At 49.7% G+C, this 23,758-nt stretch carries 22 protein-coding genes; 9 read left to right on the top strand and 13 right to left on the bottom strand.

Annotated features, from left to right (window positions below):
* Window positions 1–37 precede the first annotated feature (37 nt).
* Window positions 38–523: a hypothetical protein gene (locus BLP55_RS13560; protein WP_139149675.1), complete on the top strand. Its 486-nt coding sequence runs from the start codon at window positions 38–40 to the stop codon at window positions 521–523.
* A 74-nt stretch (window positions 524–597) separates the two neighbouring features.
* Here BLP55_RS13560 and fumC read toward each other — a convergent pair whose 3' ends face one another.
* A complete protein-coding gene (fumC, locus tag BLP55_RS13555) occupies window positions 598–1,995 on the bottom strand; it encodes a class II fumarate hydratase (protein WP_091145445.1) in 1,398 nt (465 codons plus the stop codon).
* A 390-nt stretch (window positions 1,996–2,385) separates the two neighbouring features.
* On the opposite strand from fumC, the gene BLP55_RS17045 reads away from it, so the two are divergent.
* Window positions 2,386–2,550 carry a hypothetical protein gene (locus BLP55_RS17045; RefSeq protein ID WP_091145441.1) on the top strand — a complete coding sequence of 55 codons (165 nt, stop codon included), beginning with the start codon at window positions 2,386–2,388 and terminating at the stop codon, window positions 2,548–2,550.
* Between the two features lie 263 nt (window positions 2,551–2,813).
* Here BLP55_RS17045 and BLP55_RS13545 read toward each other — a convergent pair whose 3' ends face one another.
* A complete protein-coding gene (locus tag BLP55_RS13545; RefSeq protein WP_091145584.1) occupies window positions 2,814–5,276 on the bottom strand; it encodes a TonB-dependent receptor in 2,463 nt (820 codons plus the stop codon).
* A gap of 160 nt (window positions 5,277–5,436) precedes the next feature.
* Here BLP55_RS13545 and BLP55_RS13540 point away from each other — a divergent pair, with 160 nt between their 5' ends.
* On the top strand, window positions 5,437–6,438 hold the full coding sequence (locus BLP55_RS13540) for a CPBP family intramembrane glutamic endopeptidase (protein ID WP_091145437.1): 1,002 nt from the start codon (window positions 5,437–5,439) through the stop codon (window positions 6,436–6,438).
* On the top strand, window positions 6,389–7,450 hold the full coding sequence (locus tag BLP55_RS13535; protein WP_394331928.1) for an AMP-binding protein: 1,062 nt from the start codon (window positions 6,389–6,391) through the stop codon (window positions 7,448–7,450). The genes BLP55_RS13540 and BLP55_RS13535 overlap by 50 nt, the downstream gene beginning before the upstream one ends.
* Window positions 7,451–7,492: 42 nt before the next feature.
* On the opposite strand, the gene BLP55_RS13530 is transcribed toward BLP55_RS13535, so the two are convergent.
* The 3 genes from BLP55_RS13530 to BLP55_RS13520 all read right to left on the bottom strand — a co-directional run bounded on the left by BLP55_RS13530 (window position 7,493) and on the right by BLP55_RS13520 (window position 11,270).
* On the bottom strand, window positions 7,493–7,915 hold the full coding sequence (locus BLP55_RS13530; RefSeq protein WP_091145434.1) for a DoxX family protein: 423 nt from the start codon (window positions 7,913–7,915) through the stop codon (window positions 7,493–7,495).
* Window positions 7,916–7,994: 79 nt separating this feature from the next.
* A complete protein-coding gene (locus BLP55_RS13525) occupies window positions 7,995–9,602 on the bottom strand; it encodes a M1 family metallopeptidase (RefSeq protein WP_091145431.1) in 1,608 nt (535 codons plus the stop codon).
* A gap of 39 nt (window positions 9,603–9,641) precedes the next feature.
* On the bottom strand, window positions 9,642–11,270 hold the full coding sequence (locus tag BLP55_RS13520) for an acyl-CoA carboxylase subunit beta (protein ID WP_091145427.1): 1,629 nt from the start codon (window positions 11,268–11,270) through the stop codon (window positions 9,642–9,644).
* Window positions 11,271–11,559: 289 nt separating this feature from the next.
* Between BLP55_RS13520 and BLP55_RS13515 the strand changes: the two genes are divergently transcribed.
* Window positions 11,560–12,207, top strand: a complete 648-nt coding sequence (locus BLP55_RS13515; RefSeq protein ID WP_091145424.1) for a DUF47 domain-containing protein — start codon at window positions 11,560–11,562, stop codon at window positions 12,205–12,207.
* Between the two features lie 12 nt (window positions 12,208–12,219).
* Window positions 12,220–13,305 (top strand): inorganic phosphate transporter, encoded by a 1,086-nt coding sequence (locus BLP55_RS13510; RefSeq protein ID WP_091145421.1) that lies wholly within the window; start codon window positions 12,220–12,222, stop codon window positions 13,303–13,305.
* A gap of 29 nt (window positions 13,306–13,334) precedes the next feature.
* Here the strand turns inward: BLP55_RS13510 and BLP55_RS13505 are convergent, their stop codons facing one another.
* The 5 genes from BLP55_RS13505 to prfB all read right to left on the bottom strand — a co-directional run bounded on the left by BLP55_RS13505 (window position 13,335) and on the right by prfB (window position 17,127).
* On the bottom strand, window positions 13,335–13,880 hold the full coding sequence (locus tag BLP55_RS13505; protein WP_170826875.1) for a DUF1697 domain-containing protein: 546 nt from the start codon (window positions 13,878–13,880) through the stop codon (window positions 13,335–13,337).
* A gap of 1 nt (window position 13,881) precedes the next feature.
* Entirely contained in the window at window positions 13,882–14,571 is a 690-nt protein-coding gene (locus BLP55_RS13500) for a DUF3575 domain-containing protein (RefSeq protein WP_170826874.1), read from the bottom strand.
* A 130-nt stretch (window positions 14,572–14,701) separates the two neighbouring features.
* Window positions 14,702–15,529: an endonuclease/exonuclease/phosphatase family protein gene (locus BLP55_RS13495; protein WP_091145409.1), complete on the bottom strand. Its 828-nt coding sequence runs from the start codon at window positions 15,527–15,529 to the stop codon at window positions 14,702–14,704.
* Window positions 15,526–15,882, bottom strand: a complete 357-nt coding sequence (locus tag BLP55_RS13490; protein ID WP_091145405.1) for an MliC family protein — start codon at window positions 15,880–15,882, stop codon at window positions 15,526–15,528. The genes BLP55_RS13495 and BLP55_RS13490 overlap by 4 nt, the downstream gene beginning before the upstream one ends.
* A gap of 150 nt (window positions 15,883–16,032) precedes the next feature.
* The gene (prfB, locus tag BLP55_RS13485) at window positions 16,033–17,127 is read right to left on the bottom strand and encodes a peptide chain release factor 2 (protein WP_091145401.1); all 1,095 of its coding nucleotides are present in this window, start codon (window positions 17,125–17,127) and stop codon (window positions 16,033–16,035) included.
* Between the two features lie 271 nt (window positions 17,128–17,398).
* Between prfB and BLP55_RS13480 the strand changes: the two genes are divergently transcribed.
* Window positions 17,399–18,424: a threonine aldolase family protein gene (locus tag BLP55_RS13480; RefSeq protein WP_091145397.1), complete on the top strand. Its 1,026-nt coding sequence runs from the start codon at window positions 17,399–17,401 to the stop codon at window positions 18,422–18,424.
* A gap of 112 nt (window positions 18,425–18,536) precedes the next feature.
* On the opposite strand, the gene BLP55_RS13475 is transcribed toward BLP55_RS13480, so the two are convergent.
* Window positions 18,537–18,851: a YbaB/EbfC family nucleoid-associated protein gene (locus BLP55_RS13475; RefSeq protein WP_091145394.1), complete on the bottom strand. Its 315-nt coding sequence runs from the start codon at window positions 18,849–18,851 to the stop codon at window positions 18,537–18,539.
* Window positions 18,852–18,996: 145 nt separating this feature from the next.
* Between BLP55_RS13475 and BLP55_RS13470 the strand changes: the two genes are divergently transcribed.
* Window positions 18,997–21,054 carry a S9 family peptidase gene (locus tag BLP55_RS13470; RefSeq protein ID WP_394331929.1) on the top strand — a complete coding sequence of 686 codons (2,058 nt, stop codon included), beginning with the start codon at window positions 18,997–18,999 and terminating at the stop codon, window positions 21,052–21,054.
* 77 nt (window positions 21,055–21,131) lie between these two features.
* Complete coding sequence (locus BLP55_RS13465; RefSeq protein ID WP_091145578.1) at window positions 21,132–22,172, top strand: cysteate synthase; 1,041 nt, start codon at window positions 21,132–21,134, stop codon at window positions 22,170–22,172.
* 63 nt (window positions 22,173–22,235) lie between these two features.
* Here BLP55_RS13465 and BLP55_RS13460 read toward each other — a convergent pair whose 3' ends face one another.
* Together BLP55_RS13460 and BLP55_RS13455 are read right to left on the bottom strand one after the other, a co-directional pair.
* Window positions 22,236–22,934 carry a hypothetical protein gene (locus BLP55_RS13460; RefSeq protein WP_139149674.1) on the bottom strand — a complete coding sequence of 233 codons (699 nt, stop codon included), beginning with the start codon at window positions 22,932–22,934 and terminating at the stop codon, window positions 22,236–22,238.
* A 97-nt stretch (window positions 22,935–23,031) separates the two neighbouring features.
* Complete coding sequence (locus BLP55_RS13455; protein WP_091145382.1) at window positions 23,032–23,751, bottom strand: YebC/PmpR family DNA-binding transcriptional regulator; 720 nt, start codon at window positions 23,749–23,751, stop codon at window positions 23,032–23,034.
* Window positions 23,752–23,758 lie beyond the last annotated feature (7 nt).

Genomic DNA, 23,758 nt, shown 5'->3' with positions numbered 1-23,758 from the left:
TTAGATAGATATGGCAACAAATACTTGCCTCGAACGATTGCGCAAAGGCATCGAAAGCAACGGGATAATAGCTTTGTGCATTTCGGTGGGCGTCATCTTTGTATGGTTTGGTTTTTTAAAATTCTTCGAAAGCACAAGTCCGGCAGAAAACATCGCATCGCGAACCATTCTGTGGCTCACCAACGGTTGGCTGGAACCTCACTATTCGATGCCCATACTGGGCACGCTCGAATGTTTCATCGGCATCGGCATATGGATTAAAAAATGGACCAATCATGTATTGCCGCTGATGTACTTTCAGATGTTGGGCACCTTGCTGCCGCTGTTTGTTTTTAGGGAAGACACGTGGCAATCTATACCGTTGGTTCCAACATTGGAAGGACAATACATCATCAAGAATGCGGTTTTGATTTCGGAGGGAATTGTGCTCGGTGCCATTTCGCAAGACGGAAAATTGATCCATGATTCAGCAATCGCCCATCGTGCGGAACAAGCTGAAAAACGAATTACAATTAATAAGTGATAATGATTTTGGATTGCGCATAAAAAAGCCGAAAACAACGTTTTCGGCTTTCAATCATAATTGTTAGTTATCAATTACTTCAGGCTTCCCACCATGTCCTCTGGCTTGACCCATGCATCAAAATCCTCGGCAGATACATAACCCAAACGAACCGCTTCGTCTTTCAAAGTCGTGCCGTTTTTGTGTGCGGTTTGCGCAATCTCTGCCGATTTGTAGTAACCGATTTTGGTGTTCAATGCCGTGACCAACATCAGCGAGTTGTCGACCAATTCCTTGATTCTCGCGTAGTTCGGCTCGATGCCTTGTGCGCAATGTTCGTCGAACGAAACGCACGCATCGCCAATCAATCTCGCCGATTGCAAAAAGTTTGCAGCCATGACGGGCTTGAATACGTTCAATTCATAATGGCCTTGCATCCCGCCGACGGCAATCGCGACGTCGTTGCCCATGACCTGTGCGCACACCATGGTTAAAGCCTCGCACTGCGTCGGGTTGACTTTGCCCGGCATGATTGACGATCCCGGTTCGTTCTCGGGAATAAAGATTTCGCCGATGCCCGAGCGTGGGCCCGACGCCATCATACGGATGTCGTTCGAGATTTTGTTGAGCGACACGGCCAGTTGCTTGAGCGCGCCGTGCGCTTCTACGATGGCGTCGTGCGAAGCCAATGCTTCGAATTTATTCGGTGCGGTCTTGAACGGATGGCCCGTGAATTTCGCGATGTATTCGGCTACTTTGACGTCGTAACCAGCAGGCGTGTTCAATCCTGTTCCTACGGCGGTTCCGCCGAGTGCGAGTTCCGATAAATGTGCCAGCGTATTTTTCAAGGCTTTGATGCCGTATTCGAGTTGAGCGACGTAGCCCGAAAGTTCTTGCCCGAGCGTAAGCGGTGTGGCGTCCATAAGGTGCGTACGGCCGATTTTGACGACGTTGATGAATTGCTTGGCTTTGGCATCGAGCGTGTTGCGCAATTTTTCGACACCCGGAATCGTGATTTCTACCGCCGATTTATAGGCGGCGATGTGCATGCCGGTAGGGTAGGTGTCGTTCGACGATTGCGATTTGTTGACATCGTCGTTGGCTTTGACGACGGCTTCGCCTTCGCCGATTTTGAAACCTGCAAGTACTTGCGCGCGGTTGGCGATGACTTCGTTGACGTTCATGTTCGATTGCGTACCCGAGCCGGTTTGCCAGATCACGAGTGGGAACTGGTCGTCTAGTTTACCCGCGAGGATTTCGTCGCACACGGCGGCAATCGCATCGCGTTTTTCTATAGACAATACGCCGAGGTCGCAGTTGGCGTAAGCCGCGGCTTTTTTCAAATAGGCGAAACCTTCGATGATTTCCTTGGGCATCGACGCCGATGGGCCAATCTTGAAGTTATTTCTAGAGCGTTCGGTTTGGGCGCCCCAGTATTTGTCGGCAGGGACTTTAACCTCGCCCATGGTGTCTTTTTCGATTCTGTATTCCATTGTTATTGTTGTTGATTTAACTTTGTTCAGTTCGGTCTTTGGCCTCGGGTGTGTATTTGTTGATTTATTCCGCTGCGCTCCATCAGTTCGGCTGCGCCTCGGGTGGTTATTTGGAACTTCGAACTTCGAAATTTGTTGATCGACATTCGACATTTTTAATATTTGAATGATGAACGCCGAGGTTTTGACAAGGCCCTAGCCCGGATAGAAGCGGTTATCCTTTTGCGTAGTTTACGAAGCAAAAGATAAAAGCGGATAGCCGGAAAAAGCTCCCAAAAAACCTACGCGAAAGTACGCATAAAAACTATTTTATAAAAATCGTCGGGGTTATATTGCCGTGAAAAAAATAAAAACTACATTTGCGTATAATTCAAAAAAATTCCGGAAAACATGTTTGAATTTCAACAGTATTTGGGCTTCTTACTTTTCTTGACCATCTTGACGATGGGTTTCTGGCTGATGATTTTCCTGATCAACTTCGTATTTTACTGGGTTTTCGGGGCGAGCATCGAGCTTTGGAAAGAGAAAAGAGCCAAAAAGAAACTCGAAGAGTAACAGCTGTCATCGCTAGATGCAGTTGAAAAAAAGGAAGCCTGCAGCTTCCTTTTTTTATGCTTGGTTGAGACCCAAGCCCCTAGAAAAAAATTTAACAAAAAAGGCAGATTTTCTATAAAGATGTTTCAGTGGATTTTTTTAGGGATACCTTCCAATTCCCCCTTCCCATGGAACGAAGTTAGCAGTTTGGCCGATTAATCCATTACATAAAATCTGTAAATCTACACCTTGCTGTGCACACTGTAAATGCGCCGACAAGCGGTTTATCCAGGGAATTCCCCGCCATCGTCCTCTGAGCGGCGTTGCGGACGTTCCTTTTCATTTTTCTTTTTGTTGAAGCGATAGGTGAACGACAGCGTGATCGTGCGCTCGCGCCATTGCATTTCGCTGTAGGAATTCGAAACGTCTTCTAAAAAGGTCTCGTTGATGCGTTTGCGCGAGTTGAACAAATCCTGTACGTTGAGCGCCAACGTCGCTTTTTCCTTGAACAGATCCTTGCTGAACCCAAGGTTCGCGCTGGCGATGCCTTTGCTTTCGCCCTGTGCGGTTTTTTGTGCGCCGTTGTAGGTGAAATTGGTCTGCCAGTCGATTTTGTACGGCAGCGTCACCTTAGACGTCACGCGCGTGAACCACGACGTGGCCTTGTTGTCGAGGTCGATGACTTCAACCGAGCTCGGCGCGAGGTCGGTGGCGGGTTGTATGAAGGTATACTCGCCGTCGGTCTGGTTGCTGAAAAAGTTGAAGTTGCCGTTGAGTCGCCACCATTTGAACGGCGAATAGTTGAGCGTAAACTCAAACCCGAAACGCGTCTCGGTCGCGATGTTCACGGGTGTGCTTTCGATTACCGGGATGCCGTTGGAACGCAACCCCGAATCACGGCGGATGAATTGTGTGGCGTCGTCGGTGATGTTCACATAGGCCGAGGTGCTCAACGTGAGCTTGTTGCCCCAGCGTTTGAGGTAGCCCAGGTCGAGGGCATCGGTGAGCGACGGATCGAGGTCGGGGTTACCCCTGAAAATGTTGATGTTGCTCGAATAATTCGAAAACGGGTTGATCATACGCCCACGCGGACGCGAAATGCGGCGGCTGTAACTGAGCGATGTGCTGCTTTGCTCCGACAATTCGTAGGTCAAAAAAGCGCTCGGGAAAAAGTTACCGTATTTTTTGTTGTTGTAGTCGCCCGTAGACCATTGGTTGATGTCGATGTTCGAATCTTCGTAACGCAGGCCCAGCAGCCACGAGAAATTCTTGATTTTCGAACCGAACTGCGTGTAAAACGCATTGATTTGTTCTTTGTATTCGAGCTCGTTCGTAAACCCGTAATGCACTTCATAATTGCCTGTGGCCACGTTGAGCGTATCGACCTCGAAATCGGTGACGAGTTTGTTGAAATCGCCTTTGTAGCCCGCCTCGAACTGGCTTTTTTCGCCAATCGGCAGCACGTAGTCGAGCTGTACGATGTTGCGCCCCTGGGTTTGTTTGTTGAACGTGACTTCTTCGATGCCGTTGATGACCGAAAAATCGTTGTCCTTGTTTTTAGAAAACGACGCGTCTATGGTGAGCTTGTGGCCGTCTTTCTTGAAATTCTTGACAAAATTGGTCGCATACTCGACATTGTTGTCGCGGTCCTGCTGGTCGTTCAAACGAAAGTCGGTAAACTGGTGTACGCGGTTTTGGTCGTAATAATCAAACGATACGAAATCGGGGTTTTGTCCCGTGCTTTTGCGCAAATTGATCGAGTTGCTCCAGGTGATCGATGGCGTCAGGTACCAATCCAATCCAAAATTCGAGTTGATGCCCTTGCTCATGCGTTCGTTGTTGCGGCGCTCGTCGATGTAGGTGCGGTTCGGGTCGGACGGATTCAAGTACTGCGTCTCGGTCAGCGAGTTCCCTGGGTTCACACGGTAATTGTAGCCCGTGGTCGTAAATAAATTGAATTGTTCGGTCTTGTAGTTGATGTTGCCCGAAAGCCCATAATTTTCGGGGTTTCCTGCCGACGCGATGACGGTGCCGTTTACGCCCTGGTTCTTGCCTTTTTTGAGGATGATGTTCAAAAGTCCGCCGCCGCCTTCGGAATCATACCGCGCCGATGGGTTGGTCACGACTTCTACTTTTTCGATCGCATCGGCCGGAATCAAGCGCAAAGCTTCGGAAATGTTGATTGCGTTCGATGGTCTTCCGTCGATTAGGATGCGCACGTTTTCATTGCCGCGCAATGCCACGGTACCATCGGCATCTACCGTCACCGACGGGATGTTGTCGAGTACATCGCTTACCGTACCGCCCTTGACCATCAAATCCTGCCCAACGCTGTACACTTTTTTGTCGAGCTTGATTTGCACCGTGGTGGCTTCGGCCCGGATCACGACGTCCTCAAGCTGCGTGGCGTCTTCGGCCAATGCAACGGTGCCGAGGTTGGTGTCTTGCGTGATCGATTTGTTGTTGATTTCGGTGGCCTTGAACGAAATGAATTCGATTTTGATGTTGTAGGTGCCGGGCGCGACATCTACATCGAATTGTCCTTTGTTGTCGGTGATCCCGCCCGCGATTCCCTTGGGGTTTTGCGTATTGGTGAGCGTTACGGTCGCGTACTCGAGCGGTTGCTTGCTGGTTTTTTCGATCACCTTGCCAGTGATCTTTATTTTTGAGGTTTGGGCTTTGTCTTGTGCCCATGTCGTAAAGCTTGACAGGATCAAAAGAAAGGCGAACAGGGATGCGTTCTTCATGTGGTTTTTTTTGGGCGTTGAGAAAGCAAAAATAGTTTTTGGTTTAAGCGCCAAATCACAAAGGTTTGTTAAATGCGGTGAAACCGATTCAAATAGCGGTGAAAGCCACGCCCGATGCAAAAAAATGGCTAAATTTAGGCCAACTAAAACGAAAACAAAGATGTTTATAGAACAAGCGCGCAAGCCGAACATGGGTTCGGGCGACTATTTTGTCAGGTATTTTTTGGGCATCGTGATTATTGCCCTGGGCTATGTCATCGGGCAAATTCCGTTTACGGTGGCCGTTTTGGCCAAGTCGATGGCCGACGGTACGGGCATCAACATCGATCCGGCCAAGATCATGTCGGTACTCGAGCCCAATTTGTCGCTGTTCCTGGTGCTGCTCACGTTTGTGGCCACGATGCTCGCGATTTTTCTCGTGGTCAAATTGGTACACAAGCAATCGTTCCTGTCGCTCACCACGGCGCGGCCACAAGTCGATTGGAAGCGCATCTTTTTTGCGTTCGGGGTTTGGGCCACTTTTAGCGTCGTATCGACCTTGGCGCTGTACTGGGCCTATCCCGAAGATTTTGTGGTGGCGTTCAAACCGGTTCCGTTCCTGATTTTGTTGGTCATCGCGACCCTGATGATCCCCATCCAGACCTCGGCCGAGGAATACCTTTTTCGCGGGTACCTCATGCAAGGCATCGGCCTCATGGCGGGCAACCGATGGGTGCCGTTGTTGGTTACGTCGGTACTGTTCGGAGGGATGCACCTGATGAATCCAGAGGTCGGCAAGATGGGCTACATTGTCATGGTGTACTACATCGGCACAGGTTTTTTTCTGGGCATACTGACGCTCATGGACGACGGGCTGGAGCTCGCGCTCGGGTTCCACGCGGCCAACAATTTGCTGACGGCTTTGCTCGTCACTTCAGACTGGACGGCGTTCCAGACCTATTCTGTGTTCAAGAGCACCGCCGAACCCGACGCCACTTTAGATGTTCTTTTGCCTGTGGTGGTGGTTTTCCCGATTCTTTTGTTTATCTTTAGTAGGCGCTACGGTTGGCGCGACTGGTGGCCCAAACTTACCGGAAAACTGCAACCGATTTCAACCGTAAATACAGCCGATCATGGAAACCCTGGCGATCCCGACTTACCACAACGTCCACACGGGCTTTAAGCTCAATGGCTTTCATCTGGACAAAGACGATTTGTGCCGCGTGGCCTACAGCTTCATCAAGGAAGGCGACGATTTTGAAAAACCGGTGGGGCATTTCATCCTCGATTGGTTCGACGACTTGCCTTATGTAGAAATGACGACTTCGGGTACGACGGGCAAACCCAAACAAATCCGCATCGACAAACAGGCGATGGTCAATTCGGCGCTGGCCACGGGTGATTTCTTTGACTTGCAACCCGGCGACCGCATCATGCATTGTTTGCCTGTCAAATACATCGCGGGCAAGATGATGCTTGTGCGTGCGTTTGTGCTCGGGCTCGATACCGATTTTGTCGAACCAAGCGCCAAGCCGTTCGCCGCCAACAATGACCAATCCTACGATTTTGTGGCCATGGTGCCGTTGCAGGCGCAACAGTCGCTCGACAAGCTCAGGAAAACCAAAAAGTTGATCGTGGGCGGTGTGGGCATCAGCAAGTCGCTCGAAAAGGAACTCAGGAAATTACCCACCGAAGTATGGGAAACCTACGGCATGACCGAAACCATCACCCATATCGCGGCCAAGAGAATAGGCGAGAAGGCCTTCACGGTATTGCCCAACGTGACTTTGTCCTACGACGACAACAACTGCCTGGTGATCCACGCGCCGCGCATTTCGTCCGGCATTATCGTGACCAACGACCTCGTGAAATTGGTCAACGAAAACCAGTTCCAGTTCTTGGGGCGTTTTGACAACGTGATCAACAGCGGCGGCATCAAGTTGATTCCAGAGCAAATCGAAGACAAATTGGCGGGGTCTGTCAACGCACGTTTTTTTGTGTCCGGCGTACCCGACGAAAAGCTAGGGCAAAAGCTGGTGTTGTTCATCGAAGGTGAACCGCAAACTTCATTGTCGTTCGACGACCTCGATAAGTACGAGAAACCCAAGGAGGTAATCTATGTGGCCCGATTCAAGGAAACCGAGACCGGCAAAATCATGCGAAAGGAAACCGTTTTGCAAGCCTTGAATACATAAAAAAACGCCTCGATTACGAGGCGTTGTTTTTTTGCGTTTCCGTCATTGTTGCATCTTGAAAAAATAGTCGGCCGAATGTTTGCCGCTTCCGTAAAACAGGAAGAACAGACACACCGCGAGCACGACAAGCGACAGCATCAGGTTGCGCAAACTGAAATCCCCGATAAAATTGATGATCACCGCGCCGAACAAAATCGGCAACTGTGCGATGATGGCCCAGCGCGTGAGCAGTCCTACGGCAATCATGATCCCGCCCATGATGTGCGCCGCCGCAATGTAGTGAAAGGTCAGCATCCCTCCGGGGAAATAACTGACCGACGACAGGATGTTGTCGAGGTAAGCCGTGTTGGTGATGAATGAGGCTCCTTTTAGAATCAAGAAAATCCCCAACGCGATCCGCAAGAAGTCGAGCGGATAATTGGTATGGGCGTTGGCCCATTTGTTCCATTTTTTAACGTTATCCATGATTGTTTGATTTTAAAATTCAAACTAAATTACGGATAATTAATATATTATGTGAATTTTCTGCGTTAAATTAAACCGACTAGTGGGCCGTATTCACAAAGAAACGATCGACAGCCACCGCCACATCGGCTTTTTTCCTGACCTTGATCGCGGAACGTTGCCATTGCGTGGTAGGTTTGAGCCGAACGGTTTTTCCGTTAACGATAACGTCGACCGGCATGTCAAAATTCGAAACATCGGCCACCCAACGGTACTCCAGTTTTTTCGATTTGATGCGCCATTCGAAGGTCGGGATGTTTTTGTGGCGCAGGTATTGGTCAAACACGGGCGTCAAATCGAGTCCGGTTTGCGCATTGAAAAAATCGACGACGGTTTGGTGGACAATAATTTGGTGTTTGAATGTATTCGAAAAATCGAGGATCAGCTTCCACCACTTTTGATCGTCGTTGATGATGTGGCGTATGGTATGCAACATCAGCGCGCCTTTGTAATACATATCGCCCGAACCTTCGTTGCAAACGCCATACTGCCCGATGATGGGCTTGTCGTTGTCTACATTTCGCTTGAGCCCGTTGATGTAGGTGTAGGCCTTTTCCTTACCGAAATTACACTCGAGGAACACCGATTCGGAATAGCACGTGAACCCTTCGTGGATCCACATGTCGGCCACATCGGCGCTGGTGATGCTGTTGCCGAACCATTCGTGCCCCGATTCGTGTATCGTGATGAAGTCGAACAACAAACCAACGCCCGTTCCCGACAAATCGTTGCCCATATAGCCCTTTAAAAATCGGTTGCCATAGGCCACGGCGCTTTGGTGTTCCATACCCAGATACGGCGTTTCGACCAACTTGTAGCCGTCGTTGGCAAAAGGATAGGGTCCAAATTTAGACTGGAAACAATCCATCATGGGTTTGACTTCTTCAAAATGCGCCTTGGCTTTTTGCTCGTTGCGACGCAATACGTAATAATCGAGGTCGAGCCCGTTATGTTGGTCGTGCAAATGCACATAGTCGGCAATGTTGACGGTAATGTCGTAGGTATTGATCGGATTCTTGACTTCCCAATCCCAACGCGTATAGCCGTCGTTCAAATCTTCACTTCCGAGGAAACGTCCGTTGGACACATTCATGAGTCCGTTGGGAACGGCGACTTTGATTGATGCGCCTTGGTCGGGTTCGTCGGTTTGGGTATCCTTGACCGGGTACCACAAACTCGCGCCAATGCCTTGTACGGCCACGCCAATCCATGGTTTGCCATCGTCGTCGCTGAATACGAATCCGCCGTCCCAAGGTGCGCGCGCGGCCACGATTGGTTTGCCCGAATAGTAAAACCGGATTTTTTGCAGCGTATTTTTTTCAAGCGAATGGTCGAAGTCGATAAAAACCGCGTCGAACTCGCGGTGGTAGGCGAGTTTTTGCGTACCAAACACAATGCTGTCGACCGACATGTTGGCGAACAGATCGATCTGGATGCGTCGGGTGTTTTCAATTACTTTGAACGAAATGTCGTTGTAGCCCACGATCGATCTTTGGCCGGGGTCGATGCGCAGGTTCAAATCATAACGCTGCACGTCAAAACAGGTGCGTTCTGTACGTAAGCTGCCGCGCAACGAATCTTTACGCGTAAAATGCTGGGCGCTGGCCTGAAAACCAACCAACAAAAGCAACAAGACAAATCTGTTCATGGGAAATCTTTGCGATTGGTTGCGAAGATACGATTTTGGTTACACCTGGATCACACCCAAATTGAACGGTTTTTCGATAGGGGCGTGGTTGGCCGCTTCGATGCCCATCGAAATCCAGGTACGTGTTTCGAGCGGATCGACGATCGCATCGGTCCAAATCCGGGCCGCCGCATAATAAGGAGAGACCTGCTCGTCGTAACGCGCCTTGATCTTGTTGAACAGTTCGGTTTCTTTTTCGGCATCGATTTGCTCGCCCTTTGACTTGAGCGCCGATGCTTCGATTTGCATGAGCACCTTGGCCGCCTGCGTACCGCCCATCACGGCCATTTCGGCGCTTGGCCAGGCAAAAATCAATCTTGGGTCGTAGGCCTTGCCGCACATCGCATAATTGCCTGCGCCATACGAGTTGCCCACGACGACGGTAAATTTCGGTACGACGGAATTCGATACGGCGTTGACCATTTTCGCACCGTCTTTGATGATGCCGCCGTGTTCCGATTTCGAGCCAACCATGAAGCCTGTTACGTCCTGTAAAAAAACGAGCGGGATTTTCTTTTGGTTGCAATTGGCGATGAACCGTGTGGCTTTGTCCGCCGAATCCGAATAGATCACGCCGCCGAACTGCATTTCGCCTTTTTTAGATTTGACGACCTTGCGCTGGTTGGCCACTATACCGACCGCCCAGCCGTCGATACGCGCATAGCCGGTGATGATGGTTTGGCCGTAACCTGCCTTGTATTCTTCGAATTCGGAATTGTCGACCAGTCGCGCGATGATGTCCATCATGTCGTATTGCTCGGTACGCGCCTTGGGCAGGATGCCGAATATTTCCTTTTCGTCGAGTTTGGGTTTTTCGGGTTTGACGCGGCTGTAGCCCGCCTTGTCGAAATCGCCGATCTTGTCTACGATGTTCTTGATGGTATCGAGTGCGTCTTTGTCGTCTTTGGCTTTGTAATCGGTCACGCCCGAAATTTCGCAATGTGTCGTCGCACCGCCCAAAGTTTCGTTGTCGATCGACTCGCCGATGGCCGCCTTGACCAGGTAACTTCCGGCCAAAAAGATGCTTCCCGTTTTGTCGACAATCAGCGCCTCGTCGCTCATGATGGGCAAATAGGCACCGCCCGCCACGCACGAGCCCATGACGGCCGCGATTTGCGTGATGCCGCGGCTGCTCATGATGGCGTTGTTGCGAAAGATACGGCCGAAGTTTTCCTTGTCGGGGAAAATCTCGTCCTGCATCGGGAGATACACGCCCGCAGAATCGACCAAATAAATAATAGGGAGACGGTTTTCCATGGCTATTTCCTGCGCGCGCAGGTTCTTTTTACCCGTGATGGGGAACCAGGCGCCGGCCTTGACCGTGGCGTCGTTGGCCACGACGATACATTGCTTGCCGCGGATGTAGCCGATCTTGACGACCACGCCGCCTGATGGACAACCGCCGTGTTCGGCATACATGCCTTCGCCGGCAAATGCTGCTATTTCGATGCTTTTGGCTTTGTCGTCTAAAAGATAGTCGATGCGTTCGCGCGCGGTCATCTTGCCTTCGGCATGGAGTTTTTCGATGCGTTTGGCGCCGCCGCCGAGTTTGACTTTGGCCAGTTTTTGTTTGAGTTCGGAGCGTAAAAGTTTGTTGTGGTCTTCGTTTTTATTGAAGTTCAGATCCATAAATCGTGGTTTGGGCCGAAGTTAGGAAATCGGTTTGTTAGTTGCGGGGCTAATTTACGAAAACGTTTGCGATTTTTGGGACTGTATTTTTTTGGAGTGGTTGGGGTGGTGGGGACCCTGAATTTATTTCAGGGTCTGGGCCTAGATGCTGAAATAAATTCAGCATCCCCAACCCAAACCCCGGCAACCGCAATCCACAGCACCCAAAAAACCGCTCCCCGCAATCGAATCAAAACTTAATGTTCTCTTAACATTGAAAGCCTACCTTTGCACCATCAAAAAAGACAACATGAACCTAAACAGCATCTTCCAGTTTTTAGTACCCAAAGACAAGAAGTTTTTCCCGCTTTTCGAACAGGCGTCGGCCAACCTGACATTGCTCGCCGAAACGCTGCACGAAGCCATCAACGTACCAAAAACCGAACGTGAAGACTATTTCATGAAAATCGAGGAGCTCGAAGCCAAGATTGAAGAGATCACGCACACGACCCACCTCGAACTCAGCCGTAACTTCATTACGCCGTTTGACCGCGAAGACATCCACTCTTTGATCAAATCGATCGACAACGTGGCCGATTACATGCACGGGGCGGCCAGTCGTATGCGTTTGTACCAGGTCGAAAAAATCACCAAGTCGATCCGCAAACTCACCGAAATTAACCTTGAAGCTTGCCAGCTTATCGCGCAGGCCATCAAGCATTTGAAAGATTTGGACAACGGACACAAACGCATCGCCGAGGTGTGCAAGAAAATCAACAAGCTCGAAAGCAAGGCCGATACCGTATTCGACAAAGCGGTCGCCGATATTTTCGAGAACGAGACCGACGCCAAGAACATCATCAAATACAAAGAGGTATTGTCGGCGCTCGAATCGGCATCAGACAAGTGTAAGAGCGTATCGAACGTACTCGAACAAATTTCGGTCAAGCATTCGTAACCCCGCGACACTATGGATTTTACGTTGCTCATCATCATCATCGTACTGGCGCTCGTATTCGACTACATCAACGGATTCCACGACGCGGCCAACTCGATAGCCACCATTGTCGCCACCAAGGTGCTCACGCCGTTCCAGGCTGTTTTGTGGGCGGCCGTGTTCAACTTCGCGGCTTACTTCATCTCCAAGTTCATCATCGGCGAATTCAAGATCGGTAATACCATCGCCAAGTCGGTCGAGGAACATTTCATTACGCTCGACGTGATCCTGGCCGGACTCATCGCGGCCATCATCTGGAACCTATTGACCTGGAAGCTCGGTATTCCGTCGTCTTCGTCGCACACCTTGCTCGGCGGATTCATGGGCGCGGCACTGGCGCACGCTGGGGCTTTGTCGGCCATCGTAGACGGCAAGGAAGTCGACGTCATCAACTACGCCAAGGTCATCCCGACGTTCATGTTCATCTTTTTGGCGCCGTTGCTGGGTTTGATCATCGCTTATTTTATCACCGTGGCCATCATGTGGATTTGCCGAAAGGCCAACCCATCCAAGGCCGACCGCTGGTTCAAGCGATTGCAGCTCGTTTCGTCGGCGATGTTCAGCTTGGGCCATGGCGGTAACGATGCGCAAAAAGTCATGGGTATCATTGGTGCGGCCGTCATTTGCTACAAAATGGATATGGCCGATCCTGTCTATGTGGCCGCCGATTCTGCCGACCGTTTTAAATTATTCGTCAACGACGAATTCTGGTGGTGGGTGCCGCTGGCGAGTTTTGTCGTGATCGCGCTCGGAACCTTGTCGGGCGGATGGAAAATCGTCAAGACGATGGGTTCGAAAATCACCAAGGTAACTCCGCTCGAAGGCGTGGCCGCCGAAACCTCGGGTGCCGTGACGTTGTATTTGACCGAACATTTCGGGGTGCCCGTTTCGACCACACATACCATTACCGGTAGTATCATCGGGGTGGGGATCACCAAGCGCGTCTCGGCCGTTCGTTGGGGTGTCACGATCAACCTGCTTTGGGCTTGGATCCTGACGATTCCTGTATCGGCGGTGATCGCGGGAATATTTTATTACATCCTAAAAGTCTTCTTATAAAACACAAGCCACCTTTTCAGGTGGCTTTTTTATTTGATCGCCTCGGCCAGCTCGATGAGTTTGAGCACAGTCTTCCAGTTGCGCGCGGTTGAAGTCAATTTCAATTTCTTTTCGATGACGGCATTGCTGAGTTTTGTTTGGCCCGCGCCATCGGCATAGTGGATGTATAGGTTTTTGCCGACGATTTCAAAACGGTCTTTCTGGAAATCAATCGCTTTTAGGATTGCCGTGTTTTCGTTTGTCGGCACGTCCGATAGAAAGCTGACGTAAGGCTGCGGCAGTTCGATATGGTCGTTTGCGAACGGATTGCTCTTCATTGTATCGACCAAATCCTGCGGTGTCACGACAATCACCGAAACGTCGAAACCGAAATGCTTTTCGATCAAATCGTGGATTAGTTTTTCAAGTTTCTTGACGTCATCGGTCTTACTTTGGAACAAGATGTTGCCGCTTTGGATGTAGGTCGACACGTTTTCGAAATCCAGTTCCGTAAGTGCCTTGCGAAGCGCGTCCATTTTGATCAGTTTCTGGCCGCTGACGTTGATGCCGCGGAGTAGGGCGATGTAGGTTTTCATGTTAGAAAGAGTATCCGATTCTGAAGTTGATGGTAAAATTGAACGTGCTTCCATTGCTCTCGCTTGTTGCGCGGTATTCCATTTGGGAAAGGTCGTGGTTGAATGTCGAATTGTCTTTTATCGGATCATAGCTGCGGTTAATGTTGGTTACCTTTCGATAGGCGTATCCAACGGCCAGCGAGGGCTCCATGACAAAGCGTTTCCAAAAGTACCGTTGGTGTCCCACGGTTAGATTTACGCCGAATACTTTGCGTCTCGCGCCAAACGAATCATTGTATTCTATGCGCTCGGTTAACGAATCCTTTGGTGCGGTGTCGGCTTCTTCTTTAAAATAAGAAACTTCCTCAGAAAATTGATTGTATCTATAAAACGGCTGGATTCCCACAAATAGTCCGCCTTCCTTATGGAATCGTTCTGGGTTGATGATTTTTAACAAATATGCGCGCAATTCGACATTGACTTTAAAGCCACGGGGACTATAGAAGACGGTGTCGGGTTTGATGCGGTCGTCGTAACATTGCACGCCACCCTCTGCAATAACGCTCCATTCGGAATTTATTTTGCGTTCCAAGGACAATTGAACGACAGGGAAATTGGTCATGTCGATCAGCTGCGGCACATTGAGTTTAACAATCCACGGAAGCGGTTTGTCATCTTCTTGCGCATGAACCGACACCGTCAAGAGCAACAAAAGAAGTACAGATTTTCTGCAGCCAGGGTATCGAAAAAAATCGTAATTTCTAACCGTAGGGCAGGGGGAGTAGGGTTTACCCCTAAAAAAAAGTTTTGATACTGCGATACAGAAATTCTGCATATTTTCATCATTGGTTAAGGATAACTTCGGCATACACCGCCAAATGATCCGACGGATACCTACAATCCTTCGAATCGCTCATTACTGCATGTTTCAAGACGATGGCTTCCTTGCTGATGAAAATGTAGTCGATCAGTTGCGTCACGGGTTCGTGGAACTTGAATCCGTTGAACGTACCCGATGGTCCGAACGGCATCTGTTTGCTCACCATTTTCGAATCGTTCAAGTGACCCACGATGGTTTGGTAGGCGCTGCTCGTCGGGTTGCTGTTGAAATCGCCCGTAAAGATTACCGGCAAATTTTTCGTATTGACCGATTTGATTTTGTCGACGATGAGTTGTGCACTTTTCGTTCGCGCCAACTCCCCAACATGGTCGAGGTGCGTGTTGAACACGTAAAATTGTTTCTTTGTATGCAAATCTTCGAACAAGCCATAGGTACAAATCCTTTCGTAGGCGGCGTCCCAACCCTTTGATTTTACTTCGGGTATTTCCGACAACCAAAATGTTTGTTGTTCGACCAATTTGAACTTTTTGGTGTTGTAAAAAATCGCGCTGAACTCACCTTCGGTTTTAGAATTGTCGCGGCTGATCCCAATGTAGCCATGGTTTGCCAGCGATTGGTCGATGTAATCAAGCTGGTGTTTTTTGCCTTCCTGCGTCCCGATGAAATCCGGATCGTAAAACGCCAGTTGGCCGGCCAGTAAATCGCGTCTGAATTCCCAGTTGTTTTCGCCGTCGCCGCCAAAATCGACGCGGATGTTGTAGCTCATCACCTTGAGGTTTTGCGCCGAAACGCCTACCGTGACAAGCATCAGGAAAACTAATTTTTTCATTTGTTCGAGAAAATGACGTTGCCGTTCTTTTTAAGTGTCGATTCGCCGTGCCATTCGTTGTACTCGAAATCGGCATTGGAGTACTTGATGCCAGAGCCCGTGGGTTGGGATTGCAACAGGATGGGTTCGCCTTTGTAGCGGAATACGGCCGATTTTTTGACGGTGTCGAATTGCATGAACAACGTGTCGCGGTTGTCGCCCACTATAAAAGTATCGATCACGGGTCTTGGTCGTTTGACCGCGGCAACCGGATTGGCGACGGTTTTTTCGACGACATCCGCCGGCGTTTCGGTTTTGGATTGCTGACAGCCCAACATCAGTAAAACGATGAATGACAAAATGGGTCTCGACATGGTTGTTTTCTTTCAAAGATAAACAATCGCATCGGTTGGGCAACCTTTCGATGGGTAGATGAAAGAGGAAAAATCAAATTCCAAATTCCAAATTCCAAACGTTCTAAGAAGCATTAGAATTTGGAATTTGGATTTTAGAATTTACGAAGATTAATCTTCGCTTTGTCCCATCATCATCAAATACGCCTTCAAAAATTCGTCGATTTCGCCATCCATGACCGCATCCACGTTACTGGTTTCGTAAGCGGTGCGCACGTCTTTGACAAGTTTGTACGGCTGCATCACGTAATTGCGGATTTGCGAGCCCCATTCGATTTTCATCTTGCTGGCTTCGATGTCGGCGCGTTGTTCGAGGCGTTTCTTGAGTTCGATTTCGTACAACTGCGACTTGAGCATTTGCATGGCGCGCTGGCGGTTGTCGTGCTGCGAACGCGTCTCGGAACATTGGATTTGGATGCCCGTGGGTTTGTGCACGAGCTGCACTTTGGTTTCTACCTTGTTGACGTTTTGTCCGCCGGCGCCCGAAGAACGCGCGGTCGTGATTTCGATGTCGGCCGGGTTGATTTCGATTTCGATGGTATCGTCTACCAGCGGATACACATAGACCGATACGAAAGAAGTATGGCGTTTGGCGTTGCTGTCGAACGGTGAGATGCGCACCAAACGGTGCACGCCGTTTTCGCCCTTGAGCCAGCCGAATGCAAAATCGCCTTCGATCTCGAGCGTCACGGTTTTGATGCCCGCGACGTCGCCTTCCTGGAAGTTGAGCTCCTTGACTTTGTAGCCGTGGCTCTCGGCCCACATCAAATACATACGCATGAGCATCGATGCCCAGTCGCAACTTTCTGTTCCGCCGGCGCCGGCCGTGATTTGGAGCACCGCACTCAAGCTGTCGCCCTCGTCAGAAAGCATGTTCTTGAATTCGATGTTTTCGATATGGGTGTTGGTCTTGTCGAATTGTTCGTCGAGTTCGGCCTCGGTGAGTTCGCCTTCCTTAAAGAACTCGTAGGTGATCTGGAGTTCGTCGGCGAGTTCGATGGCTTTGTTGTAATCTTCGACCCAACTTTTCTTGGCGCGCAGGTTTTTGACGATGAGTTCGGCTTCCTTGGCGTTGTTCCAAAAGTCTGGTGCAAAGGTCTTCTCTTCTTCGTTGGCGATCTCGATGAGCTTGGCGTCGATGTCGAGATACTTTTTGAGCGCCCCCAAACGTTCTGTAATACCTTTGATTTGTTCGGTATTTGTCATAAATAGTTTATAATTTTGCGGGAATGTGGTTGTGTTTTTTACTTCGACATTCAATATTTGTTAGTCGACATTCGACATTTTAAGTTTTTTGAACCTTGAATGTCGATTAACGAACGCCGAACGTCGAAGTACTTGGGAAGCCCTAGCCCCGATTACCTCACTGAACTTTTATTTTTTATAGGTGTTCGGTGAATGCTTCGCATTTGCAGCAAGCGGAAAGCGGGAAATAGCTCCTAAAAAATCACACAAAAATAGACATCCTTTTGCGATTATGGAAATAAATTTAGTCAGCGACACCGTAACCAAGCCCTCGAACGAGATGCTGCAATTCATGTTCAAGGCCAAGGTGGGCGACGACGTGTACAAACAAGACCCGACGGTCAACGAGCTAGAGGCGCGGCTGGCTCATTTTTTTGGGATGGAGGCCGCATTGTTTTTCCCGTCGGGAACCATGGCCAACCAGGCGGCCATCAAGCTGCTCACGCAACCCGGCGAGCAACTCATTGCCGACAAATACGCGCACGTGTTCAATTATGAAGCCGGCGGCGTGGCGTTCAACAGCGGGGTTTCGTGCCATTTGCTCGATGGAAACCGCGGCATGATCACCGCCGATCAGGTACGCGGCGCGATCAACGATCCTGAGTTTTACCATGCGCCACTCACGTCGTTGGTATGTGTCGAAAATACGACCAACAAAGGCGGAGGCGCGTGTTACGAGATCGACGAACTCAAAAAGATCAAGGCGGTTTGCGACGCACATGGGCTCAAGTTTCACCTCGACGGCGCACGTATCTGGAACGCGATGGTGGCCAAAGGGCAGCATCCGAGCGAATTTGGGAAGCTGTTCGACACGGTTTCGGTTTGTTTGTCGAAGGGGTTAGGCGCGCCGATTGGTTCTGTTTTGCTGTCGGACAAGACAACGATACACAAGGCGTTACGGGTCAGGAAACTGCTCGGCGGCGGTATGCGTCAGGTGGGTTATCTGGCCGCGGCCGGGATCTATGCGCTCGAGAACAACATCACCCGACTCGCCGAAGACCACCGGCGCGCCAAGGAATTGGCCGTTGCGTTGCAAAAATGCGACTGGGTTTCGGGTGTAGAGCCTGTCGAGACCAACATCCTGATTTTTTCGGTCAAACCCGACCGGAACGAAAACGAAATCATCGCCAAACTCAAGGAAAAAAGCATCTTTATCAGTTCGATGGGGCAGGGCAAACTGCGCATCGTGACGCACCTTGATTATAAGGAGGTGATGCATTCGTATGTGTTGGAGGCGTTGGAGAAGTTGGGTTTTTAGTCGAAAGTCATAAAGTAGTAAAGTCATAAAGTCGTAAAGTCGTAAAGTCATAAAGGCTTGCTTCCGGCGACGATTGCGTTTAAGACTTTACGACTTTATGACTTTACGACTATCAAAACATCCCCGGAATATTCGGCAACCCGTCCTTGGCCGCCGCAGCCAATTCGGCCTCGTTGATGGCCGTGGCGCGCGAAATGGCATTGTTCATAACTAAGAGCAGGTAATCTTCGAGTTGTTCTTTGTCTTCGAGCAACGCATCGTCTATCGCAATCGATTTAAGCTGGCGGTTGGCGGTCATCGTCACCTTGAGTAGGCCGTCGTTGCTCTGTTGGTCGACCAGTACGGTGTCGAGTCTTTTTTTGGTTTCTTCTACTTTTTTCTGGGCTTCCTGTAACTTGCCCATCATGCCCATGAGGTCTCCAAACATGTTGATAATTTTTATGGTGTTTACAGGCCGAAATTACTAAATTGCGAGGTGATATTCAACAAACATACCAATGAAAAATGTCATGTTGCTGGGCTTGCACTGCCTGATGTTTGCTGTATCGTATCCGCAAAGCAAAACCCATTCGATGCCTACTACAACCCCTCCGACGGCGGCCAAAAAGCCCGTCGTTCTTGAAAAACATGGCGATCGTCGCACCGACGATTATTTTTGGCTCAACGACCGCGACAACCCCGAAGTGATCGATTACCTGAACCGGGAAAACGACTATTACGAGGCGATGACCGCGCACACCAAAACGTTCCAAGCCGATTTGTTCGAAGAGATGAAGGCGCGCATCAAAGAAGACGACGAGTCGGTGCCGTACCTGTACAACGGCTACTACTATATCACGCGTTTCGAAAAGGGTAAGGATTACCCGATCCATGCGCGCAAAAAGGGCAGTTTGTCGGCGCCCGAGGAAATTTTGTTCGACTGCAACGAACTGGCCCAAGGACACAGTTATTTTCAACTCGGCGGGTTGGGCATCAGCCCCGACAACCGTTTTGCCACCTTTGGTGTTGATACCGTTGGCCGCCGCATTTACACCATCCGTATCAAGGATTTGCAAACGGGCGAGATTTTGCCCGACCAGATCGACAATGTGACCGGCGGATCGGTTTGGGCCAACGACAACCGTACGATATTTTACACGCGCAAGGACAAGGTGACACTGCGTCCGGACAAGGTCTATCGGCATAAGATGGGCGACGACGTGACCCAAGACCCGCTGGTGTATGACGAACAAGACGATACGTTCGATGTGTCGATCAGCAAGGAAAAATCAAAAAAGTACATCGTGATCGGTTGTTCGAGCACGATGACCACCGAGTTCCGGATCCTACCTGCCGATAAGCCTGAGGGCGAATTCAAGGTGTTTCAAAAGCGTACGCGCGGGCTCGAATACCACATGGCGCATTACGGCGACCATTTTTACATTGTGACCAACAAGGACAAGGCGACCAATTTCAAGCTCATGAAAACGCCCGAATTGGCGACTTCAAAGGAAAATTGGGTCGATTTGATTCCGCACCGCAAAGACGTTTTACTCGAGGACATCGAAATCTTCAAGAATTTCCTCGTGGTCGAGGAGCGCTCGAACGGACTCAACAAAATCCTGATCAAGCCGTGGAGCGGTTCGGGCGATTATTATCTGCCGTTCGACAGCGAGACCTATACCGCCTATACGACATCCAATGTAGATTTCGATACCGATGTGTTGCGGTACAGCTACCAATCGCTGGCCACACCGCCGTCTGTCATCGATTTTGATATGAAGGCCAAGACCAAGGATGTCAAGAAAGAACAGCAGGTGCTTGGCGGGAAGTTCGACAAAAACAACTATACCGAGGAACGGGTTTGGGCCACGGCGGCCGATGGAACCAAGATCCCGATTTCGATGGTATACCGCAAAGGGATATCGAAGGACGGCAAGAACCCGTTGCTGCTGTATGCGTATGGTTCGTACGGCGCATCGATGGATCCGTATTTTTCGTCGGCACGGCTCACGTTGCTCGACCGCGGATTTATTTTTGCGATTGCGCACATCAGGGGCGGCGAGGAGTTGGGACGTAAATGGTATGAGGATGGCAAGCTGCTTAAAAAGAAAAACACGTTCACCGATTTTGTCGATTGCTCTAAGTATGTGATCGCGCAAAACTATACGTCGCCACAACATTTGTATGCCGAGGGCGGCTCGGCCGGCGGTTTGCTCATGGGGGCAGTGATCAACATGGCACCCGAATTGTACCGCGGCGTGATCGCGCAGGTACCATTTGTAGACGTGGTCACGACCATGCTCGACGACAGCATCCCGCTCACGACGGGAGAGTACGACGAATGGGGCAACCCGAACGACAAAAAATACTACGACTACATGAAGTCGTATTCGCCTTATGACAACGTGGCCAAAAAGGACTATCCGAACCTTTATGTGTCTACGGGGTTACACGACTCGCAGGTGCAATATTGGGAGCCCGCCAAATGGGTGGCCAAGTTGCGCGAAAACAAGACCGATAAAAATTTATTGTTTTTAGATACCAATATGAAAGCCGGACATGGCGGGGCTTCGGGGCGTTTCGAAGCGCTAAAGGAAGTCGCCAAGGAGTTCAGTTTTTTACTAGATTTGGAAAAAATTAAAACCTAGTTAGTTTTTTTTTGTTAAATTTGCAAGGATTTGAGGTCCGTTAAAACCGGAATGCCACCTTGATTAACCAATTTTTTATGAAAGAAAAGATAAAGGCCTACAATAGTGTCTTGGAATTAATAGGTAATACCCCGCTGATCAAACTCAACAAGGTAACCGAAAATTTAGAGGGCAATTTCTACGCAAAGGTAGAAGCTTTCAATCCCGGACATTCCACCAAAGACAGGATTGCGCTTTATATCATAGAAGAAGCCGAACGCAGAGGCATTCTTACCCCGGGGGATACCATCATCGAAACCACTTCTGGCAACACAGGATTCAGCCTGGCCATGGTGAGCATCATCAAAGGATACAGTTGCATCCTTGCGGTGAGTTCCAAATCTTCGAGAGACAAAATAGACATGCTGCGCAGCATGGGCGCCAAGGTGTATGTTTGCCCGGCGCACGTTTCTGCCGACGACGACCGTTCGTACTACAACGTGGCCAAGCGTTTGCACGAAGAAATCAAAGGATCGGTCTACATCAACCAATACTTCAACCAGCTCAACATCGATGCGCATTACAAAACGACCGGCCCCGAGATTTGGGAGCAAACCGGCGGACAGATTACGCATTTGGTGGCTTGTAGCGGAACAGGCGGTACTATTTCGGGTGCGGCCAAATACTTGAAAGAGAAAAACCCGAACATCCGTGTCCTGGGCGTAGATGCCTTCGGATCGGTGCTCAAGAAATACCACGAAACCAAGGAGTTCGACAACAAGGAAATCTACCCGTACCGTATCGAAGGACTCGGGAAGAACCTGATTCCATCGGCTACCGATTTCGACCTGATCGACAAATTCATCAAGGTCACCGACGAGGAAAGCGCGCACGCCACCCGCGAGGTCGCCAAGAAAGAAGGTTTGTTCGTCGGCTATACTTCAGGCGCGGTGATGCAGGCCATCAAGCAATACGCCGAAGAAGGTGAGTTCGACGCCAACAGCAACGTCGTCATGATTTTCCCTGACCACGGCTCACGCTACATGAGCAAGGTATTCAGCGACGAATGGATGAACGAGCAAGGTTTCTTTGACAGCGTGAATGTCGAGGAAGCGCAGAAGATCGAATTCATTAAATAGACACACTTCGTTTTATAGATATAAAAACTCCGAATAAATCTTTCGGAGTTTTTTTATTTTCAACTAGTGCTGATACGTGAAATACGTTTGCAATGGCGAACTGCCACTACTTGTGGTGAGCGAATAGGTCGGATAGCCACCTTCGTCATACTGATAGCTGTAGGTGATCTCATTCAATACTGTCGACGGATCGCTGGCACGATAAGTCTTTTGCGTCAGAATATTATTCTTGTTGTATGGATTGTATGCTGAGATATTTACTTTGGGTTCAAAATTGTGGTACGGATTGACCTTGTCGTCATGCGTATACAACGTGTACGAGTTATTTTGCGGACTGCCGGGATTGATGTAATTCAATTTGACGATATTGCCGTGCCCGTCGTACTCGTAAACATACCGTTGGAGCAACACCAAATCTACAGACGTCGGTTGCCGCACATAAAAATCAATTCCGGTCAATTGCTTGTCGGCGTTGTAAATGTAAATGTTACGCGCCATCACGTCTTCACCTAAGTCTGCGGGGAATCCGGCTTCCTCTCGCTTGGTGACCAGTCCGCTTTCGAGCCAGAAATAATAAACACGGTTGTTTTGTGCAAACGCCTTTTCGAGCACGCCTTGTTCGTTGTAGATAAAATTCTGGATGATGTTATCTGTACTGTTGGTATCGTAAGTGATCCGTTGGCAATCGTTCAGGCTTCCGAATTTGAACGTAAAATTCTTTACATCGACGCTTCCATTACTGAAAACTTGCTTTACTTGCATAATTTTAGTCGGATGCACATAAGCTTGCCCTTCATCGTCGCCACAACTTGCGAGCACTGAAAAAAAGAGACCGAAAAATAGACTCTTGCGTATCATCTTATTCCCCGGATTCCTCCATCGTATGGTACACGTTCTGCACGTCGTCGTCTTCCTCGATCTTCTCGAGTAACTTTTCGACATCGGCCACCTGTTCTGGCGTGAGTTGTTTGGTGACTTGTGGAATCCTTTCAAAGCCCGACGACAAAATCTCGAGGCCGCGGTTCTCGAGCTCCTTTTGGATCGACCCGAAACTGTTGAACGGCGCATAGATCAAGATGCCGTCCTCGTCCTCGAATACTTCTTCGGCGCCAAAATCGATGAGTTCCAATTCCAATTCCTCGGGATCGATGCCCGCCGATGGAATCCTGAAATTACACGTATGGTCGAACATGAATTCCACCGAGCCCTGCGTGCCCATCGTGCCATTGCATTTGTTGAAATAGCTGCGGATGTTGGCCACCGTTCTGTTGTTGTTGTCGGTTGCCGTTTCAATCAGTAAAGCGATACCGTGCGGCGCATAACCTTCGAACAAAACTTCCTTGTAGTTGGCCGTGTCCTTGTCGGTCGCTTTTTTGATCGCACGTTCTACGTTTTCCTTGGGCATGTTCGCCGCCTTGGCGTTTTGCATCACCGCACGCAAACGCGCATTGGCTTCGGGGCTTGGCCCGCCTTCCTTGACCGCCATCACGATGTCCTTGCCGATTCTTGTAAACGCTTTGGCCATGGCCGCCCAACGTTTCATTTTTCTTCCTTTGCGAAATTCAAACGCTCTTCCCATCCTTAGT

The organism is Flavobacterium caeni (assembly GCF_900101895.1).
In the GTDB taxonomy this organism is placed as follows: Bacteria; Bacteroidota; Bacteroidia; order Flavobacteriales; family Flavobacteriaceae; genus Flavobacterium; species Flavobacterium caeni.
Note: the sequence above shows the minus strand (reverse complement) of the source record. Positions and strands in the feature narration are given on the sequence as shown.

What these genes read in the sequence shown, in the direction of transcription:
- fumC (WP_091145445.1), bottom strand. Translation starts at nt 1,995, where the DNA reads ATGGAATACAGAATCGAAAAAGACACCATGGGCGAGGTTAAAGTCCCT.
- BLP55_RS17045 (WP_091145441.1), top strand. Translation starts at nt 2,386, where the DNA reads ATGTTTGAATTTCAACAGTATTTGGGCTTCTTACTTTTCTTGACCATC.
- BLP55_RS13545 (WP_091145584.1), bottom strand. Translation starts at nt 5,276, where the DNA reads ATGAAGAACGCATCCCTGTTCGCCTTTCTTTTGATCCTGTCAAGCTTT.
- BLP55_RS13540 (WP_091145437.1), top strand. Translation starts at nt 5,437, where the DNA reads ATGTTTATAGAACAAGCGCGCAAGCCGAACATGGGTTCGGGCGACTAT.
- BLP55_RS13535 (WP_394331928.1), top strand. Translation starts at nt 6,389, where the DNA reads ATGGAAACCCTGGCGATCCCGACTTACCACAACGTCCACACGGGCTTT.
- BLP55_RS13530 (WP_091145434.1), bottom strand. Translation starts at nt 7,915, where the DNA reads ATGGATAACGTTAAAAAATGGAACAAATGGGCCAACGCCCATACCAAT.
- BLP55_RS13525 (WP_091145431.1), bottom strand. Translation starts at nt 9,602, where the DNA reads ATGAACAGATTTGTCTTGTTGCTTTTGTTGGTTGGTTTTCAGGCCAGC.
- BLP55_RS13520 (WP_091145427.1), bottom strand. Translation starts at nt 11,270, where the DNA reads ATGGATCTGAACTTCAATAAAAACGAAGACCACAACAAACTTTTACGC.
- BLP55_RS13515 (WP_091145424.1), top strand. Translation starts at nt 11,560, where the DNA reads ATGAACCTAAACAGCATCTTCCAGTTTTTAGTACCCAAAGACAAGAAG.
- BLP55_RS13510 (WP_091145421.1), top strand. Translation starts at nt 12,220, where the DNA reads ATGGATTTTACGTTGCTCATCATCATCATCGTACTGGCGCTCGTATTC.
- BLP55_RS13505 (WP_170826875.1), bottom strand. Translation starts at nt 13,880, where the DNA reads ATGAAAACCTACATCGCCCTACTCCGCGGCATCAACGTCAGCGGCCAG.
- BLP55_RS13495 (WP_091145409.1), bottom strand. Translation starts at nt 15,529, where the DNA reads ATGAAAAAATTAGTTTTCCTGATGCTTGTCACGGTAGGCGTTTCGGCG.
- BLP55_RS13490 (WP_091145405.1), bottom strand. Translation starts at nt 15,882, where the DNA reads ATGTCGAGACCCATTTTGTCATTCATCGTTTTACTGATGTTGGGCTGT.
- prfB (WP_091145401.1), bottom strand. Translation starts at nt 17,127, where the DNA reads ATGACAAATACCGAACAAATCAAAGGTATTACAGAACGTTTGGGGGCG.
- BLP55_RS13480 (WP_091145397.1), top strand. Translation starts at nt 17,399, where the DNA reads ATGGAAATAAATTTAGTCAGCGACACCGTAACCAAGCCCTCGAACGAG.
- BLP55_RS13475 (WP_091145394.1), bottom strand. Translation starts at nt 18,851, where the DNA reads ATGTTTGGAGACCTCATGGGCATGATGGGCAAGTTACAGGAAGCCCAG.
- BLP55_RS13470 (WP_394331929.1), top strand. Translation starts at nt 18,997, where the DNA reads ATGCCTACTACAACCCCTCCGACGGCGGCCAAAAAGCCCGTCGTTCTT.
- BLP55_RS13465 (WP_091145578.1), top strand. Translation starts at nt 21,132, where the DNA reads ATGAAAGAAAAGATAAAGGCCTACAATAGTGTCTTGGAATTAATAGGT.
- BLP55_RS13460 (WP_139149674.1), bottom strand. Translation starts at nt 22,934, where the DNA reads ATGCAAGTAAAGCAAGTTTTCAGTAATGGAAGCGTCGATGTAAAGAAT.
- BLP55_RS13455 (WP_091145382.1), bottom strand. Translation starts at nt 23,751, where the DNA reads ATGGGAAGAGCGTTTGAATTTCGCAAAGGAAGAAAAATGAAACGTTGG.